The sequence below is a fragment of the Halorientalis sp. IM1011 genome (assembly GCF_001989615.1).
Taxonomy (GTDB): domain Archaea; phylum Halobacteriota; class Halobacteria; order Halobacteriales; family Haloarculaceae; genus Halorientalis.
The window spans coordinates 453,368-471,871 of the sequence record NZ_CP019067.1; the positions used below are offsets into that span (position 1 = coordinate 453,368).

14 protein-coding genes are annotated in these 18,504 nt (G+C 56.9%); 8 read left to right on the forward strand and 6 right to left on the reverse strand.

Translation table 11 applies throughout. The annotated features are described in order from the left end of the window. Together BV210_RS02345 and BV210_RS02350 are read left to right on the forward strand one after the other, a co-directional pair. Entirely contained in the window at positions 1–465 is a 465-nt protein-coding gene (locus BV210_RS02345; protein ID WP_077205089.1) for a hypothetical protein, read from the forward strand. A 3-nt stretch (positions 466–468) separates the two neighbouring features. Further along, positions 469–1,236 (forward strand): hypothetical protein, encoded by a 768-nt coding sequence (locus tag BV210_RS02350; RefSeq protein ID WP_077205090.1) that lies wholly within the window; start codon positions 469–471, stop codon positions 1,234–1,236. An 88-nt stretch (positions 1,237–1,324) separates the two neighbouring features. On the opposite strand, the gene BV210_RS02355 is transcribed toward BV210_RS02350, so the two are convergent. The 3 genes from BV210_RS02355 to BV210_RS02365 all read right to left on the reverse strand — a co-directional run bounded on the left by BV210_RS02355 (position 1,325) and on the right by BV210_RS02365 (position 6,973). Then, entirely contained in the window at positions 1,325–5,152 is a 3,828-nt protein-coding gene (locus tag BV210_RS02355) for a hypothetical protein (protein WP_077205091.1), read from the reverse strand. A 284-nt stretch (positions 5,153–5,436) separates the two neighbouring features. Beyond that, positions 5,437–6,468: a site-specific integrase gene (locus tag BV210_RS02360; protein WP_077205092.1), complete on the reverse strand. Its 1,032-nt coding sequence runs from the start codon at positions 6,466–6,468 to the stop codon at positions 5,437–5,439. Further along, the gene (locus BV210_RS02365; RefSeq protein WP_077205093.1) at positions 6,461–6,973 is read right to left on the reverse strand and encodes a hypothetical protein; all 513 of its coding nucleotides are present in this window, start codon (positions 6,971–6,973) and stop codon (positions 6,461–6,463) included. The genes BV210_RS02360 and BV210_RS02365 overlap by 8 nt, the downstream gene beginning before the upstream one ends. Before the next feature lie 639 nt (positions 6,974–7,612). Here BV210_RS02365 and BV210_RS02370 point away from each other — a divergent pair. From BV210_RS02370 to BV210_RS02385, 4 genes are all read left to right on the forward strand, one after another. Beyond that, entirely contained in the window at positions 7,613–7,906 is a 294-nt protein-coding gene (locus tag BV210_RS02370; protein ID WP_077205094.1) for a hypothetical protein, read from the forward strand. A gap of 259 nt (positions 7,907–8,165) precedes the next feature. After that, positions 8,166–8,561: a hypothetical protein gene (locus BV210_RS02375; protein WP_157525756.1), complete on the forward strand. Its 396-nt coding sequence runs from the start codon at positions 8,166–8,168 to the stop codon at positions 8,559–8,561. 251 nt (positions 8,562–8,812) lie between these two features. Next, complete coding sequence (locus BV210_RS02380; RefSeq protein WP_077205096.1) at positions 8,813–10,168, forward strand: bifunctional 2-polyprenyl-6-hydroxyphenol methylase/3-demethylubiquinol 3-O-methyltransferase UbiG; 1,356 nt, start codon at positions 8,813–8,815, stop codon at positions 10,166–10,168. A 717-nt stretch (positions 10,169–10,885) separates the two neighbouring features. Then, a complete protein-coding gene (locus BV210_RS02385) occupies positions 10,886–14,701 on the forward strand; it encodes a S8 family serine peptidase (RefSeq protein ID WP_077205097.1) in 3,816 nt (1,271 codons plus the stop codon). A 638-nt stretch (positions 14,702–15,339) separates the two neighbouring features. On the opposite strand, the gene BV210_RS02390 is transcribed toward BV210_RS02385, so the two are convergent. The 3 genes from BV210_RS02390 to BV210_RS02400 form a co-directional block, all read right to left on the reverse strand. Further along, a complete protein-coding gene (locus tag BV210_RS02390) occupies positions 15,340–16,011 on the reverse strand; it encodes a hypothetical protein (protein ID WP_077205098.1) in 672 nt (223 codons plus the stop codon). A 565-nt stretch (positions 16,012–16,576) separates the two neighbouring features. Further along, positions 16,577–17,017, reverse strand: coding sequence for a hypothetical protein (locus tag BV210_RS02395; RefSeq protein WP_077205099.1), 441 nt, complete (start codon positions 17,015–17,017; stop codon positions 16,577–16,579). 198 nt (positions 17,018–17,215) lie between these two features. After that, a complete protein-coding gene (locus BV210_RS02400; protein WP_077205100.1) occupies positions 17,216–17,491 on the reverse strand; it encodes a hypothetical protein in 276 nt (91 codons plus the stop codon). 264 nt (positions 17,492–17,755) lie between these two features. On the opposite strand from BV210_RS02400, the gene BV210_RS02405 reads away from it, so the two are divergent. Both BV210_RS02405 and BV210_RS02410 read left to right on the forward strand, forming a co-directional pair. After that, the gene (locus BV210_RS02405; RefSeq protein ID WP_077205101.1) at positions 17,756–18,040 is read left to right on the forward strand and encodes a hypothetical protein; all 285 of its coding nucleotides are present in this window, start codon (positions 17,756–17,758) and stop codon (positions 18,038–18,040) included. Further along, positions 18,033–18,482: a pilin gene (locus BV210_RS02410; protein WP_216640637.1), complete on the forward strand. Its 450-nt coding sequence runs from the start codon at positions 18,033–18,035 to the stop codon at positions 18,480–18,482. The genes BV210_RS02405 and BV210_RS02410 overlap by 8 nt, the downstream gene beginning before the upstream one ends. Positions 18,483–18,504: the final 22 nt, after the last annotated feature.

Consider the following 18,504-nt stretch of genomic DNA (forward strand, 5'->3'; position numbering starts at 1 on the left):
ATGGGGCTCCGAGACGACACTCGTGGGGCGTCGGTCGCGCTCACACATTCGCTGACGCTCGGCATCACGGCGCTGCTCATCGCGAGCCTGTTGATCGGGGCAGGCGGGTTGCTCGAACGACAACAGGAGCGAGTCGCGACACAGGGCCTTCAGAACGTGGCCGAGAGCACCGCCAACGATCTGAAAAGCGTCGACCGGCTTGCCAACCGGAGCCGCGGCGGCGAGGTGGCCTCGGTGGCATCGATGCCCACCCACATCGCCGGCGAGAACTACGACATCGCACTCGTCAACCGTGCCGGCAACCGGTCCGCACTGTACGCGAACATGACGACGCCCGACGTGGTCACACTCGTCGAGTTCAGAAACGACACCCGAATCTGTGAGCGAACTATCACCAGTGGGCCGCTTCGCGTCGTGTACGATCCCGACGCGGACTGCCTCACCATCGAATCTTCCGACAGATAAACCATGATCGACAGACTCACTGATCGAGACCGTGCCGTCTCCGACCTCGTCGCGTTTACACTGACGTTCGCTATCATTATCGGTGGGACAACGATCGTCTACATCGGCGGCGTGGGCGCCCTCGAGGACCTCCGAGAGAACGAGCGGGTCAACAGCGGCGAGCGTTCGATGCAGGGCGTCGCAGAGACACTGGAAGACATCCATCGGAAGACCGTCCCCGGTCGGTCCGTCGAACTCGGCGTGGACGGTGGCCAGGTCAACCTGGTCGACTCGTCGATGACGTTCACGTTCGAGATGGACGGTGGTGGAACGACGACTGACACGATTCAGATGAACGCCCTCGTCTACCGACCCTCCAGCGAGGAGACGCAGTTGGTGTACGAGGGCGGGGCCGTGTTCCGGGATCAAAGACAGAGTTCACTAATGAATTACCCGCCCGTGTTCGACTGTTCGGACGACGCCGCGTTGCTTTCGGTTCCGCGGCTCGTCGGAGACATCAGCGTCTCCTCCGGTGGGAACCTCGAACTGTACGGTGAACGTGACGACTCCAACACCGGTCTGTATCTCCCGGAGGGGAATCCGGCGGACGCCGAACGCGTGACAGTCGATATCTCCGGAACGGAGGTCACCGAATCGTGGGCACGGTATTTCGAGCGCTCGGGATGGAACGACGAAGGTAACGGCAAATATACCTGTGAGGGCGAGGGCGGCGGCGACCTCGAAAGCGCGTACCTCCGACGGACGACGATCGAACTGCGAACGGTCCTCTAGAAGGGGGATCGGGTTTCGTGCCGGGTCGACCCGGCAGTGACAGTGCGACAGCGGACGGTGAACGCCTACCGCGTCTGGGGCCGTGCCGTCAGCCCAGTTCGATCTGGTTCATGTCGACCGAGATGTAGTCGGCGTCGGCCGTCGTATTCGTTTCGTCGGCGGCGACGATCTGGATCTCACCGCGTTGCACGTCGTCGTTCCCCGGTTCGCCATCGGCCTTGCTCCGGAGTTCGTACTCGTAGACGCCCGTCTTGTTGTTCAGATCCGGCCCGAGCGGGTTCGATCCAGTGAGATCGAGGTCCACGAGCGTGCGGTTACCGTTGAGCGTGATGGAGTCCGAGGTGTCGATGTGTTCGAAACTCCCGGCCCCGTCCTCCCGCATGTGGAGTTCCACGTCACCGGAGCGGGGGATCTCCGCGGGATTGCCCACGTCGACGGTCAGTGACTCAAGGTTCGTGCTGACGATCGCGTCGCCGTCGCGGTAAGTCTGGTCGCCGACGATCGCCCGTTTGACGTCGAGTCGGGGCTCCATGACGGTGACGTTGACCGCCGTCGAGGCGTTCTCGGTGGCGATCCGGACGCGCATGGTCCCCTCGGCGCTCGCCTCGAAGCCGAACAATTTCGAGTCGTCGGCGCCCGCGCCGAGGTGTAGGTCGGACCAGGTCTGACTCGGGTCGGCGACGTCGCTCACGGAGAGCCCGTGGTAGGTCTCGACGACCGTCGCGGTCACGTCCTGCGTGCTCTCGTTGTCGCCGACGTTGGTCACCAGGGCTTCGATCTCGGCCGATTCGCCGGGCGGGACGGTCCCCTCGAAGGACTCGACGTTCGGTAGGAAGTACGGGCCGTCGGCCTCGCCGACGTAGAGGTTCCGGAAGGCGGTCTCGTTGTCGTCGCTCCCGATGCTGAACTCGACCCCGTGGGTCCCGCTTGAGAGCCCGCTCGGGATGTCGATCTCGACCCACTTGCTCTCCCGGCCGGCCAGCGAGAAGTCCGTCGATCCCGCGTTCGAGCCGTCGATCGCCATCTCGACCGAGTCGTCGACCGTGTCACCGCCCCGGTTCCAGACCTTCACCTCGAAGCTCTCGTCGTAGCCCGGGTCGACGGTCGCGGGGCCGCGCGTGTCGTTGATCACGATGTCGGTCCGGCCGGGGACGGTCGCGGTGTGGTTCTCGGCGACGACCTCGAAGAGGACGACGGCGTCGTTGTAGTCCGGGTCCTCGTTCGTGTCCATGGCGTCGTCGGGATCCGCGTTCTCCTCGGAGAGTTCGTAGAACAGCGCCATCTGGTCGTCATCGAGCTGGAGATACCCGTCGTCGGTTATCAGGTCGCCGAGGATCTCGCGCACGTCGCGCTGCTCCGGACCGGCCTGTCCGTACGCGGGCACCCGCTCGCCGTCCTCTCGGATGACGAGATTGGAGGGGTTCTCGTCCTGGTTGATGGCGATACGTGATTCGGGATCGGATTCGTCACAGGCCAGGGCGTCGAGTTCGTATCCGGAAACGTTCCGATCGATCCCCGAGTCCCGCCACGAGCCACACTCGAACGACTCCGCGAAGACGGACACGTTGGTCGTGGATTCCTCGGTCGCCGTGACGGTGATCTCCTTGCTCAGGTAGTCCGCGCCCGAGATCTGGTCCTGTCGAGTATGCGGGGTGTTGAGGTCTTTGTCACCCCAGACCCGATGGTACTCGTCGGGTGCCGTATCGTTGTCCGTGTAGATGGCCATCTCGACCGGCCCACGGATGATTTCGGAGGGGACATCCTCACAGTCATAGTGCCACCCCTCCCAGTAGCTGTAATCCTGTTCACACTGCCGTTCCTCGACGATCCCGCTCAGTTCGGTCCCCAGCACTGTCAGCCGGGCGGTGATGCTCCGGTTGATCTGGATGGTCGAGTCGCCGCTGTCGAAGTCGCCGTCGAACTCCTCGACGACCTGAATCTGGCCGGTCGCCGACGTGTTGTCGGTCTCGACGGTGTACTGGTACTCGCCCGGAGCGATTCCGGAGAGGGACTGTTCGATCGGACCGATATCCGTCCCATTACCGGGGTCGAGAGTCACCGACCGCGACGCGATCTCACTGCCGTCGAAGGAGACGGTAACCTCCTGAGTCCCAGTCTGCCCGCCGGCGTTTCTGATCACACCGGTAATGTTGAAATCACCGTTCTGCTGGACGACGGAGCGATCCGTATCGGTCTGCACCGTCACGAAGAACGGCTCGTCGATCGAGCCGACCCTGAAGGTGCCGGTCTCGCTGTCCGAGTCGGTCTCGACGACGTACTCGTACAGCCCGGGCGTCGCGATCCCGGAGTCGTTACGGAACGTGATCGTATCCGTCTCGTAGCCGTTCAGCGAGAGCGACCGGCGCTCGCTGTAGACGGTGGCGCCTGTCGTGGCGTTTCTGACTTCGATGTCGATCGGGCGCGTCCCGTCGTTCGAGGCGTCGTTTTCGACCGTCGCGTCGATCTCGTAGGGCCTGTTCTGGGTGACCTGAAACGGACTTGACGTGCTGACGAGTTCGAAGTCCGGCAGATCACCGATCTCGATCGTCGTCGAACGGTCCTGATCCGAGTCGGTCTGGTGTTTCAGCGCGACGCGGAGCGGGATTACGCCTTCTCGGGTCGTCGGCACGTCGAACGTCACCCGTTCGTCGTCGCCGTCGTCGACTCGCACCGTCCGTTCGGCCATGTGTTCGCCCGCGTAGAAGAACTGGACCGTCTTACTGGCCGGCATCCCACCGGTGTTCTCGATCACGGCGTCCAGTTCCCTGTCGTCACCGAGTTCGGCGTCCGGCGGTGCCGTCAGCGGTTGGATCGAGAGGTCGGCCGGCGACCCGGTCCCGACGACGAATCGGACCTCCTCCTCGTCGTCCGGAACCTCGATCCGGGCCGTGTAGTCGACCACGGGGTTGCCACCGGTGTTGAGATCGGCCGCGTCGACGGTGAGCGTCACCGTCTCGCTCTCACCCGCCGGGATCGTTTGTTTCGTGCTGTCGAACTCCGCCGGCGGCCCGCCGCCGGTCGTGTTGAGCAGCGTGATCGGCGCCGTCCCGTTGAAGTCACCGACGTTCTCGACCGTCACGTCCATGCTCATGTCGGTCCCGTCGTTCGTAGACGCCGGTGCCGTGACTTCGGTAATCCGGTACTCGGGGTCCTGGCGATCGCCCAGGAGATAGGTGATATTGACGGTGTCACCGGCCCTGACGATGGACTGCTCCTCGACGGAGACGCGCCGGTCGTCGAAGTTGTTCTGCGCGAAGGTGTACCAGGCACGGGCGAACTGGCTCCCCTGGACACTGAGCGTCACGTTCTCGATGCTCCCCGGCTGGCAGGTCTCGGCCACCGGTCCGACACCGTTGCCCAGTTCCCGGGCGGTCCTGTTCACGTACATGGACCGGGAAATGTTCTCGCTCAGCAACCTGGAGCGTTCCTCGTCTACTTTGGCCGTGATTTCCCCGCTACCAGCTGCGAATCCACTCATATCAGAGATCTGGAGTGCCAGTCTTCCGTTCCGATATTCGATGTCCGGCGAAGAGACCATCCACGTACTCTCCCCTTGCTTTCGCCAGACACCGCCAGCCTCGTATCCCACGACACCCTGATTCGAACTCTCGTAGACGACAGTTCCCATCCCCACTGGTCCGGTCGAACAGCTCTGATTCCCGTTGGCTTCGAGTCTGACCGTCGTCGTATTTTGAACCGAAACGTCACCCCCGAGTTCGTCCGGAATCTCGAACGACGCTTTCCCCCCGTTACCGGCGGCTTTGAGTTCCAGGAACTGTGACGAGACTTCTTGCATCGACTGCTCTGCGACTTGCATCTGGCTGTCCTGCTGGGCCTCGTCCAGCGCTGTCGACCCGATGGCGACGACCAGCAATGCCCCCGCGATGGTCATCCCGATCAACAGGACGATACCCACTAGATTCGAAGCTGCCCTGTCATCCCCGAAAATATCAACGCTCCGCACTCTCATAGTACGTACAATCTGGATTTCAAAATCATAAATCTACCGTATGTTTCGGTGAACCGACCGGTCGAGGCGGCGTCAGCCGGTTTCAGTATTGAGAACAGAAGTGCCCAAATAGTCGGGATGGATCGTGAACCGCACCGCTCGGAAACGGTGAGAGACGCAGAAATTATGGACTCGCGGGGGCGTGGTGTCCTGACGGTTCGCCGTAATGGTGGGTTCGTGTCGAGTCATGGTTAGTCGGATCGTGAATCGTTGACCTCGTCGAGAAGCTCGCGACGCAGCTGCATCCGCTCGCGCTCCGAGCGCTCGTCGTAGTGTTCCTCGAGGACCTCGCGGCTCGCGTTCATCCGATCACTGACGACCTCTTCGGGCGCACCTTCGCGGAGGTGCCAGGTGATCGAGCCCCGACGGACGGCGTGGGGCGACCGCGACGACGGGCATTCGGTCCAACTCTCCCGGTAGTTCGCTGCATCACACGAGTCTGGATCTTTGTCGTGCGGGCACTCCTTGCCGAGAACGCAGGGCCGGGTCCAGTCGTAGAGCGTCCGTCGGATGGGAGCCGCGGTCAGCCGGCCGAACTCACTGGAGATCAGCGGACGCCGACCGTGATTGTCGACGACGTCGTAGCGATGGTATTCGACGTAGTCGTCGATAACCTGCGTGTAGTACTCGCCGACGGCGATCTGCCGTTCCGCTGCTTTCCCGTTCTTCAGCGGCGTTTCCGTCTCCGGTCGATGGCGAATCTGTAGCGCTTGCTCGTCCGAGAACCAGTCGTCCAGGTCGATTGCGCGGAGCGTCCCCAACCGAATTCCCGTATGCCACAGGATCGCCACGATCACGTGGTCGCGACTGGCGTAGGCGAAGTCGTCGAGATAGTCCAGAATTTCGTTCGCCCGATCCTCGGAGAGCTGGATGTCTCGACTGGCCTCCTGTTCGTCGAGTTCGGGAAGCATCACTCGCTCGCGCATCCCAGACTCGACGGCGTCGATGCTGGCACAGAACTCCAGGAACTTCCGGAGTGTCGCCAGAATGCCGCGGAGCGTCACGGCGTTCACGTCCTGTCCCTTCCAGGTTCGGTAGTGGTGGAGGTCGCGGCCGGTCAGGTCGTTCAGATTGTCGACGTCGTTCTTCTCGCACCACTCGACGAAAGAGTCGAGTCGGTAGCGCTGGTTGCTGAGGCTCTTCTCCGAGAGTTCCGACTCCCGGTGCTTCAGGTACAGGTCGACGGCTTTGAACGGCGAAAGCGGCTCCAGGTCGTCACTCATTCCAATCACCGCCGCCACCTAGACTCGCTGGCTCCGGGGCAGAGAGATGGTCTCTCTCGATGCCACCGTCGGCAGTCAGATCCAGACAGCTGGTTCCATCTCGGTTACCAGGGCCGTCAGTTCCGTCCTCGGTGTACTGCGTGTGATCTTCGAGGTATCCTCTGTGTAGGTCCCAGAGCCACTCGCGTTCGGGCTTACAGTAGCTGCCGTCGGTCGACATCTGTGGCATATGAGGGACGCTATTCGGCCACTCCGCTGTCTCGTCGACCAAGGCAGTCGGCACAGCCCGACCCTCGTGCGGGCACGCCGCGAACGTCCTCACGATCGCCAGCGCGTTGTCCGGGTGGACGTACCGGACGGCGACATCACCCTCTGGAGTGACGCGATACGACACGGCGAAATACCGCGCATATCCCCGCGTGTCCGGGTGACGGCCGCCGGACGCCCACTCCGCTGGTAGGCGATTCCACTGCTGCTCGTCGACCGAGAAACCGTCTGCCGTCACGGGCTATACCTCCCAGACTGTCTTGGAGTCTGGTTCGCGATTCCGTCGAACCGTGCCCCGTTAGAGTTAGGGGCTCGAATTTCGTTCGTACACATGGCTCATCGAGGGCCCGGTGCGCGCCGTTCTCCTGGCAGGGAAGGGGCGCGCGCCGCACCACATTTCACGTCGGGGAATCGAACCCCGTTCGTACCACCAGGCACGTGAACTCTCGGCGTGCAGTCGCTCAGACGCCGACTGCTCGTATCGACGTCCGACGTCCATCGTGATTTTCGCGCTGGCCACCGTGGGTGGCCCTACACTCCCCAAGTAGATCTTCGGCGGAGGAGTGACAGAGATGCCACTCTCGGCCGAAGACTTAATTGGGCAGTGCCAGAAGGAAAGGGTGGTCAGGCGGCCTTTCCCTGGCGCACTGGTTTCCTAGTGGCAACGTTTGAACCTAGTGTAATAAAGCTAACCCAACTACTAGCAATTCTGTGTATTAATTCTTACACTGAGACAATCATACAGTATCGTATTCAGACCAACCTTGCCTTTATAGATAACTAATATGGTATATTGGTGTGGAATCCAGGCTTGGAGAGGGTTTATCAAGCCATGGGTAGTGACCGTACACACGCTGTATCGTAGTGTACTCCAAGAATGAGAGCGCGAGTTGTCTGGATCACGATCGGCGACGTCGATATCCTCGAATTTCTAGACGGGCACGAACTCGACGAGTTCGAGGCACAACCCTCCCATATCGCCAAGAATACGACCAAAGCGGCGAGTACCGTCAGAGATCGGATCCGTGTTCTTCGTGTTGCCGGTTTGGTGGAGCGTACGGATGATCGAGGATACTATCGTATCAGTGATCTCGGTCGGCGTTATTTATCGGACGACCTCACCGAAGACGAGCTGGAGGAGTTAGAGGATTTCGACCCCGATTCCGTTTGAAGAGTCCATAGAGAATTCAAGCAAAGCTATTCCAGCTGCGAATTGACGAAGCTACTGCTCAGTACAGGAACTACACTGAGCAGATTTAGTGCTGTCATTTATAATGGAAGGCTGACATTCGAGACCTATGGGAAGGACACCTGTACGGTATGCTTGGCCCCTTCGTTTGGGTGTTATCTTGGGATGTGTTTTGATGGGCTTGGCTCTTCAACTGAGCTATCTCTATCTGATCCTGTTCAATTCACGTGGATCTGGTGAGATGGAACTCGTGTGGGCAGGGTACACGATACTCCTGCTCGCCATCTCATGGGTTGTCGTTTCGCGGGTCGTATTTGACCGTATTCGCCAAGCAGCAGGCGGTCTACTGGTGAGTGGTATCGTCTGTTTCTTCCTCGCCGTCAGTACCGCTGGTGTTGGCTGTCTCGTTAGCACGACTGGTGGACAATTGGGTCCGGTTCCCGACTTCGTATTCTCGACTGGTGAACTGCTGGGAATTCCATCACCGATGATCGGATTCGAGACTTCCGATGGCCACTGTGTCTCTTCCAGCCACCTCATCTTCTGGGTACTCGCATACGGGTTTCTCGTCGCCGGACTCTGGTTCGATCGCGGCGTGGACAAAGCGATCTCCTCTGTGAGCAGGATGGTGGACTGACTATCAATGATTTCCTTGGTTAGTGGGCAGGACGAACTGACAATTCGTCTCACTGTGGATCTAGCACTGGATATCCAAGAGACTAGGTTCCACAAATCGCTTCCAAGGGTGCCTTGAGTCTCGCCACTTGACTCTCGTCAGTATAATTGGTCGAATAGAACTAACAATACGAATAGAACCGATAGACGGGGCGTGTTTTTCGACCACCAATCCACAACTTACTTTCTTCCCCTATACCGAGCGAAACCAACATGCCCACGCAGGCGACTGTCTATCGAATTCTCATCGCGACTCCGGCCGAGGTCGAAGAAGAGACCTATGCGGCCACGAATGCCGTGCTGGACTGGAATTCGGTGAAGGGCCGCGGGAAGAACATCCATCTCGAGCCGGTCCAGTATCCAGCACACGTCGAAACAGATCCGGACGATCTGGCGTCAGAATTCGACCTGGTCATCGGTGCATTCTGGACACAAACTGGAGGGATAGCTGAGAGCGGATCGAGTATTCTCGACGTCGTCCGGCGCCTCGCGTTCAACGAATCGGTTCCCACGATCGTCGGCTTCTCGGAGAAGGAGATACCGCCCGGAAAGCTGGATCCCGAACAATACGGAGCAGTCGAGGACTTCAGGGAAGAGTGCCGGTCGGAGGGTCTGTATTTCACCTACGAATCCATCGAGGAATACCAGAGCCAGTTAGAGCAGGAACTCACCCAGACCATGGCCGGACTCCTGGATGGCCCAAGTTTCACGACGAAGGACGATACCCACGAGTCCAGCGAGTACGATCCGGAGGTCGATCACGAGCGACTTCGCCTCTCGGCCGAGATGCATCGGGAACAGGACGTCCGGAACATCCAGCGCGTCGTCGATCACTTCGAGGAAGTCGGCATCGATCAGCCGTACCGAGTTCTAGATACAGGCTGTGGATACGGAACCGTCACGAGAGATCGGTTCGGAAACGACGACCGGTTCGACGTCGTTGGAATCGACCACACCAAGAGCGTCGTGAAGACAGCCCGGGAGGAGTACGCCGCTCCGAACATCGAGTACCGGTGGATGGACGTGAACAACCTCGGGGACAGCAGCCTCGGTGCGTTCGATCTGGTCTTCTCGAGTTATCTCTTCCACCACCTCGAGAACCAGGAGCCCGTCCTCTCGCTGCTCTGGGAGCACGTCGACGACGATGGCGCTCTCCTCGTCCGCAGTTGTGACGACGGCCAGCATCTCCACTATCCGCCGGATAAGGACATGGACTGGGTCGTCGAGATCACCGACGAGATCAAGGGATCGAGCGATCGCGGTCACGGACGTCGCCTCTATACCCACATGAATCGATTGACGCCAGCGCCCGAGGGTATCAGTCTCGACCTCAAGAATTACCACACCGGTGGGATGGATACTGAAGAACGGCGCCAGTACTGGGACGTCTTTCACTCGAATCGACTGCACTACGCCGAGAGATTGGCGAACCGTGATGAAGCCACGCTCGAGGATCAGGACCTCTATGAGACGATGTCCGAGAAGATGGACCAGCTGGAGGAGAAGTTCGTCGACAACTCCCACTTTCTCGATGCGAAGAGCGTTCCTGTTGCTGTAGCATTCAAGTAAAAGAACTTTCCTTATAAAATTGCCATCCCCCGATAATGTTTAAATGGCTTGTTTAGACATGGAACCTAAAGATAGCGGTCTGTGGGACTCTCTTACAACTCTCCGCTGGTCCACGATAAACCAGGTATATATAAGCAATTGATGCAACTATCATTCAGCGATCTAACATAGGCAAACTCATAAACTACATTTTCAGACCAGTCAGCACGACAGCGTTGATAGACTACGAAACCAGTGCCAATTGGATAGCCTCCAGACAATAAAGCAGTAGGACATCTAAGTCAGGTGTTTGGTACTCTTCGGATACATTCACACAAATTATTCAATACCGTAATTTATTTTATTCAAATGGGTTAAGTTGTAAATGATTCAATGGAATTCAACGGTTACAGTGGTCTAAATGGCGACCGAAACCGGTACCAAACAGTCCGTCTGGCCACTTACCTGATTGCGATATTGATTCTGGTTGTGGGCGTCGGACCTGCAGCCGAAGCAACTAGTGCTTCAGTGTCTAGTGATCAAACGATGGGGACGGAGATCTCATTCGCTCTCACTAATAGTGTCGGATCATTTGAAAGCGGTACCAACGAAACCACCCATGTCACGCTTATCACTGGAGATAAAGTCATTATAAATGAAAGCGGAAGTGCCCCGACCTATCGGCTGGCTAAAAACGAGTCGGCGACAGTATTTAAGACCGAAGCAGAGACCTATGTCATGCCCGAGGACGTAAACCTTTCTAAGTTTGATCGGGATCTGTTCAATATAAACCGTCTACGGGCAAAGGAGGTCACGGACGCCCAGTCGGTGCCTGTGATCATCAAGTGGGCCAACGATACGGCAGATACGAGACCACTGAGACAACATTCAGACATCCGCTTGCACCGAACCCTAGAAACGATCAATGCAACGGCGGCGAGTGTCTCGAGGACTAACTCAAGTAATGCCTACCGTACGCTGGCCAGTGCGCCGAGCGTCGAGTTCGTTCACTATGACGCACTCGTTAATGCGACGGGAACCGCACGTGAGAATATCGACCTGAGCGCGGCGCGCGCGCATTTTAACGTTACCGGTGCGGGCGTTGAAGTGGCAGTACTCGATAGCGGCGTCAATGAGTCCCATCCCGACATCGGGGATGACGAGATCGCAGAAATCAACTTAGTCCACAACGGGGCCGCCGGCGACGCTTTCAACCACGGGACCGCCGTGGCTGGTCTCGTGACCGGCGACGGTACGGCCTCCAATGGGACGTATGAAGGTGTGGCACCCGACGCCGATATAATCGACGTTCAGGTACTGGACCGGACTGGATCGGCCCGGACATCGACGATCATCGATGGGGTAGACCATGCGATCCAACAAGATGTGGACCTCATCACGATGAGCCTTGGTCAGACCGCCACGACCGTTCGGACAGACGATCCTCTCCATGAGATCATCGATGTTGCGGTCGAACGGAATATCACTGTGGTGGCCGCCGCCGGAAATACCGGCTCTCTCGGCTATGGCACAGTGCAATCACCCGGCATATTACGCGACGTCATTACCGTCGGAGCAAGCGATGACGAATCTGGGATCGCACCGTACTCAAACCGAGGGCCGACTCCCGTCGGTGAGTACGTCAAACCCGACCTCGTAGCCCCTGGTGGAAACGTGACCGCACCGAACGCTAGTAACGACGGGTACCATACCTTTGAAGGGACATCATACGCCACCCCACTGGTGTCCGGGACCGCGGCGCTCCTCAAATCTCGGCACCCGGACTGGTCCCCACAGCGCATCAAGAACGTCATCACGTCGACGGCGGACTCCGTAGGGACAGCGAACACCTATCTACAGGGTAGCGGTGAATTGAACGTATCAGCCGCGCTCGGGGCGAACCTTATTGTCGATCCCGCGACAATTGACTTCGGGTCGGTTCCGGCCGGGGAAACGACGACCCGGACTATCAGGATACGAAACCTGGGATCGAAATCACAACAAGCTGACCTTTCCACAACAGTCTCGGCGATCAATTCCTCGACATCTGGACAGGTTTCGCTCAACCGGTCGTCAGTAATGGTCCCGGCCGGCGGTTCAGTTGCCGTTGAGCTGTCAGTTGACGCGAGTGACCCGTTGCTCCGACCGTACTCGGGGCGTCTCCAGGTCGGCGACGCCACCGCTATCTTCGGATATGTGCCAAAGAGACAGGTTACTGTAACTAAGCGATGGCTTGGTTCGACAACCAGTGATCGCGTAACTCTGATCCACCCCAAGTCTAACACCGTCTATGGCCCCAAGACGCTGGACGGGTCGGAGGTCACATTCGAGGTCCAACAGTCGGGTAAGTTCATCGCCTTCTCATCCGGGCGATACGACGGCCAACCAATCGTTACGGCAAACAGTACATCGGTCGAGGGCACGGGACAGATTATCCTCGATGAACGACAAACAGTCCGGCGGACTATCGACACAGGCTCTCTTCCTCAGGACGGCTCCAAACTGATCAATCGGACCGTAATAGTGAACGCGACGCTGAACACCGCGCCAGTCGACACGCGTATCGCCACTGACAACCCCAAGACGGCTGCTATCTGGATCAGCCCAACGCCGACGTTGACCTACGCTGTCCGCCGAGTGATGACCATCGCGCCCACTGAGCAGGCGTACAACACCTCCACGATATACCACCTCAAACATGTCACTCAGAATGTCTCCAGTCCGGAGGCGGTCAAGGTTGACGTTGATGTGATGAACGAACAGATCGTCCATTACTATCGGGGAGTTCCTGGCGAGACCTACAACGCGACGTTGGCCGCGGACGCGTTCGACGACGTACCGTTGTATGAGTCATATACCACGGATGGCATCGGAACGACCTTCGAGCAAACCATCTATTCCTCGCCTGATATAGCGCAGTACCACGATTCGTTCGCCGTCGGCTCGTTCGGGTCTATCAAGTGGACCGCAACACCGCAGCTGCTCATCCGGAACTTCGAGGACAAGGAGCGGATCGAAACTGCCGTGAAGAAACATCCATTCCGGTCGAAGGTCTCGGCGTGGTCGCTTTCCGAGCAAGGCCTTCGGACAACGCTATTCCCGACCGTCGGGCAACCTCCAAATGGCTACGTCATCAGTGACCTGGTACCCGATGAGTACGATCTCTGGGTAAATGGGGAGCGCATCCGGTCGACCACACGGAACGAGGCCGTGACAACGATTCATACAGACCGGGACACCATCCGGACGGTGCGCCTACGTGTTCGTAGCCGCCACGGTATGTCGTCGCTGTCGAACGATACGGTGACCACTTTCACCGCGACAACCAACGGATCGGACACACAGCCGCCGACCGTCCCAAGCATTACCTTCGAGGAACACGGTAAGACCAACATCGTTTCGAACGGTTCGTTTGACATAGAAGTCTCCTCGTCGGACGCCAGTGGAATCCAGAATCTCACCCTCTACGTCGCCACCCGTGACGCTGACGGTGTCCCGGCGACGACACCCTTCGAGAACGCGAGTGATTGGCGACGTGTCTCGCTCACAGAACGCGGCGACGGCACGGCCGCCGCTACACTTGACCTGGGGACCTACCGCGGGACCCTCAGCGTGGCCACCCGCGCCGTTGACGATGATGGCAACACCGTTGAGACGACCGCTACGGATGCGGTCGTCGTCGGAAGCAGAACGCCGACCGCGCGTCTACGGGCCAACACAACACTGACCGACATCGACACGCCCGTTAGGTTCGACGCCAGCGACTCCTATGACGACCTGGCCGTCGCCACCTACCACTGGGACTTCGACGGCGACAGTGAGATTGACGAAACAACTGACAGGCCGACGGCGATCCACCGCTACGAAGAGCCGGGAGCCGTCCGGCCGACACTCACAGTCGTCGACTCGCATGGATTTACCAACACCACCCGCATGGATCAAATTGCTATCGGTAATTCGCTCCATACCGGGTTCGACAACTTCGACAACCGGACCCGTACTGATGTTCGCAGTGCAATTATCACCGACTCGGTTAGATTGACTGTAGAGCGGCTGAATGGCCGTCAACAGATCGGCGACGACGAGATGCTTGTCGCCCGCAGCGACGTCAACGGGGGCATTACCGGCGGCGGCAATAGTACGATTGTTGTCAATGGTGGGCAGGTCAACGGTCGAACGGATACGCACAATCTTGTCGCTGCCGACAGCCAATTCAACGGCGGTGTAGTCACCACTGGGACCGTCACAGTAGTAGGTTCGACCACAGCAAAAGGTGGTATCGAAGCCGCGGAATCAATCCGTGTACTCAGCGGGGGCACGCTGACGGTCCAGGGTGCGTTGACAGTCAAGAACCTCACGGTTGCCAGTGACGGAGCGGTAACCGTCCATGGGTCGGTAGACGTCGACCGCTTCAGGGTCGACAACGCGACCACTATCCGTATCCAAGGTAGTCTCGACTGTGAGTCAGTTGATGGCACGATTGAAAACCTCAGCGTACGTGGTTCAACCGACTGCGAAGGCTTATCCGACACCAACAATGAGGAGTCGTCTTGACACACCAGAGGGAACGGACCACAGATTGAACGCACATCTGTCGAAACACGCAAAAATCCCGGCTGAATGCCGCGATAGCTAGTAAGCACGGAAGGAAAGGGGCGATGTAGTTATCTCGCCTGCTCTTTATTTCAATGAATGTTTTCTCATATCAGTGCCACAAAGTTTGTTTTTATGCATTTTCTAAATTCCCATCATGAATTTTATAACAGGCTCGAGACACTCTATCTGACGTTACCGCTAAGCTGATTGACTAATGCGCCACGTTAAATCACGGTGAGGTAGAGCGAATATTGACATATACTTAATTGTGGTTCATGCCCTCCATAGCAGATCCGAGTCTCGCCATTTTTTGGACCTATTGGAATTGATCACCTTGAGACTCCCCGGCAAAGAAGCGAACGCATCATGTTCTCATATTCCGAGGTGAAAAAGGAAACACGGTCATAGCCTTTCGTTCGGCCAAAATCCTTAAACATTAATTCATATAATACAATATTATTTATAATATAATATTTTCAGCATGGGATGAGCCATATATTCTAATAACACATATAATGATTCGAGAAACCCCTTGCGGATTTTCACCTCACGCAAATTGGAAAAATTAGCGCGCAAAAATATAAAGCAGTTAAATACTATGCGCCTTTGTCAATTTCGGATCCGCCATCTGCATCAACAGTCATATCGATGTACGGGTTCTTTTGATCAAGACACCCCCATCGGGTAATGCAGATTTTGAACGTTCCCTGGGTGTGGTATCTATAATCATATTCGCCGACTCCACCGTTCTCATCCAAGACTTCTTTCCCTTCGTAGATAGCGTAAGTGTTCTTTGTGGTTCCTCTGGCGTACTTTTCAATATCAGTTATTTCGTCGGCGTCGTCGTCGTAGTCCCACTCGATTTCCTGTTCGTATGTCCAGATACGGCCGATCTCGGGAGCAGTCCGGTATACCTCTGCGAAGGCATACCCTTCTAGATCTGCCGCGTTCGCTCCTTCCGGCGCCTCTCGAATATCGATTTCCGTCTCGAATTGATCTATCACTTCCTCTCGGGTCTCCTCGGAAAGTGATTTCCACTCTTCGTCGAACCTTCCTTCTTCTTCTGCCTTGTCAAGGTCACGCAGAACCTCCTGAATATCATCATCGGAACCGGCAGTTCTCCGTTTCTTGTCTCGGTCTCTACCAGCTGATGCTGGCGAGGTGAATACTGAGAGGGCAACGGTTGCTCCGCCAATAGACTTCACAACCTTGCGGCGATTGTATTCGGTTTCTTTCCGGTCGCCATCCGCGGGGATATCATCTGACATCCAAATTGAAGTATAATCTCCACCCATTTAATTATTACTGAATAACACTATTTGCATGAAATAATCAGAATTTAACCTGAAATTGGAACTGATCCTTGGTGGCTCTCAGGCACTGACACTGGTCCAGTGATGGCTTGACATTGAGACGAAAACCTCTACGTGGTGAGATATCCTTGGCATATAGAATATGAATTATTTGAGCGAGTCGCCAATGTAGCCACTGGGGAATGAAATCCAACGTTCGTAAGTACATGGCCGTAAAGCTGTTCCAGATTCATCAACCATAGAAACCAGTCGCTGCTATGTAGAGGTACGGTGACCAGTTGTGATCGTCAGGACAGGCTATAATATGCCGGAGGACAAGGAGTTTGACAACGATACCAACTGCCTCAAGCGTTCCATAGAAGACGATTATTGACGACTCTCCGAAGATAAACAAAGTCAAACTCCGGGTTCAAAAGTACATCATTGAATCGGTAAAGAAAGATGCGCCAACGGTGTTAGGTTCGTTACCGAACACGACTGAATCGATCCGGTTCTGTTACACAACCGTCAATCTCGTACCTCAGTCCATTCTCGTCGCTGGAATCCCTACGCTACTATACCGTCGATAAAGATACCAAAGACAAAGTGCGTTCACGATGCCGATACCAATGACGCCGGATTGCGTGAACGTAGCGATAATGGTAACGATACCGCCGATAGCCCAGACCTGGGAACTAGGCTCCCACTCGTCGCCCAGATTACGGACGAACGAACTGTCATACGCGAATGCAATCGGAAGCGTCACGACGAACAAACGAAACAGAAACGAACTCACGTCTACAGTGTGGAAGATCACGGATGTCGATCCAACTAACTCGCCGAGCGCCTGTGGTCCTCCGACCCCGTGGAAGACAAGCTCCCCCGCTGAGAGAAGTGGGACGGCGACAATGACATGCCACCAGTCATTTCGGGAAAACGGGCTAAGATTCGGCATCGCTGTTCGAATCCCATTGAGGGCCATATGTAATTCCATGATATAGAGTTATAAATATTTTCGGGTGTCCTTGGAGTAGTGGGATGGAGGGTAGTTTGAACGTATTTCAATTTGTCTATGGTCGAGATTGGCCTCCACAGATGACGTAGCGAATAGATGAGCTTGGTGTTGATCGAACAATGAGTCACACTGCAAAATACCCTCTTCTCCAGACCAACCCTCAGTTCAAGACATATCTTGAAAATCCGCAGCGGTTGCATCGGAATCATGGAGATATTTCCTCCCCAGATCGGTAATCGCGTAGTACCCGTTTCGTTCTGGATCCTTCTCGACGAGTCCATTCTGCTCGAGTTTCCGGAGTCGACGGTTGACCTGCGAGTAGGAGACGACCGGATCGATGTTGACGTGAACCACCTTCGGCGGTGCTGCGATATCGTGTTCGTCCAGCCAATCCAGGACGACATCGTCGACTTGGCTCATCCAGGGCACGACCGGTCGCATACCCCCTGCGTGGACCTACTGGGTTAAATAAGTAGGACCATAGTTGCCTCTCGATATTGTGTTTCTGAACATGGAAATATGCATTATGCATCTAATTATGGGCACAATTTTATACCATCCTAATCTGTAGCTCGAATAGGAGGTTTAGGATCCAGCCATCTACCAGTCAAAAATAACAGTCGAATGCAGAGACGGTAGCCCCATGACCAGCGCTATGACTGTGAACATGACAGAATCACGCGAGCGAGCATCTGCAAACGGACAATGACACGAAACATGGTCACGACCACGGTCTCGGTCGACCCAGCAGACGCGCTGTTCCTGGACTGGGCGACGGGAATCAACGCTTCCGGACTCTTCCGCGAAGCCCTGTCGGAACAGATGGACTACCGCGACATCGATCGCGACGAACTCGTCGCACTCGTCGAGGAAGCCCTCCGCGACGACGATATCGAACTCACCGACCTGTACGAGCAGACGTCGTGTGTCGACGATCTCGAAACGGTGCTCGCGACCACCCAACAAACATTCAACTCGATCAATGAGTAACCGATCCACTCTCGAAAGCGAAGCACAGCCCTCTGAACTCCGCGATAGAGTTCTTCGGACCGCTCTGTCCCGGACCCCAGAGAAGGCAATCCACCTCTCGACGAGTCTCGCCTTCCTGCTGGTCTCCGTCGGTCCCGCAGCTGCTCAATCCGACCTCGGGAGCGTCTGGTGCGGAACGGGCGTCGACACCGGGATCACGATCGCCATCGGTGCGATCGCGGGACTCGGACTGCCCTGGACGATCTTCTCGATCGCACAGGCCGGTATCGCTTACGAGCGGGCCGGAGGCAATCCCGAGAAGCAAAACAGCGCGAAAGAGAAGCTCGTCAAGTCCGCCATCGGCTTCGGGATCATCATCCTCGCAGTCCTCTCGCCCGCCATCATCAACAACGTCGGCGGCCAGATGGGCTTCGGCTTCGCGGACTGCATGAACCCCTTCTAAGCGCGAGCATCGCTCCGTGATT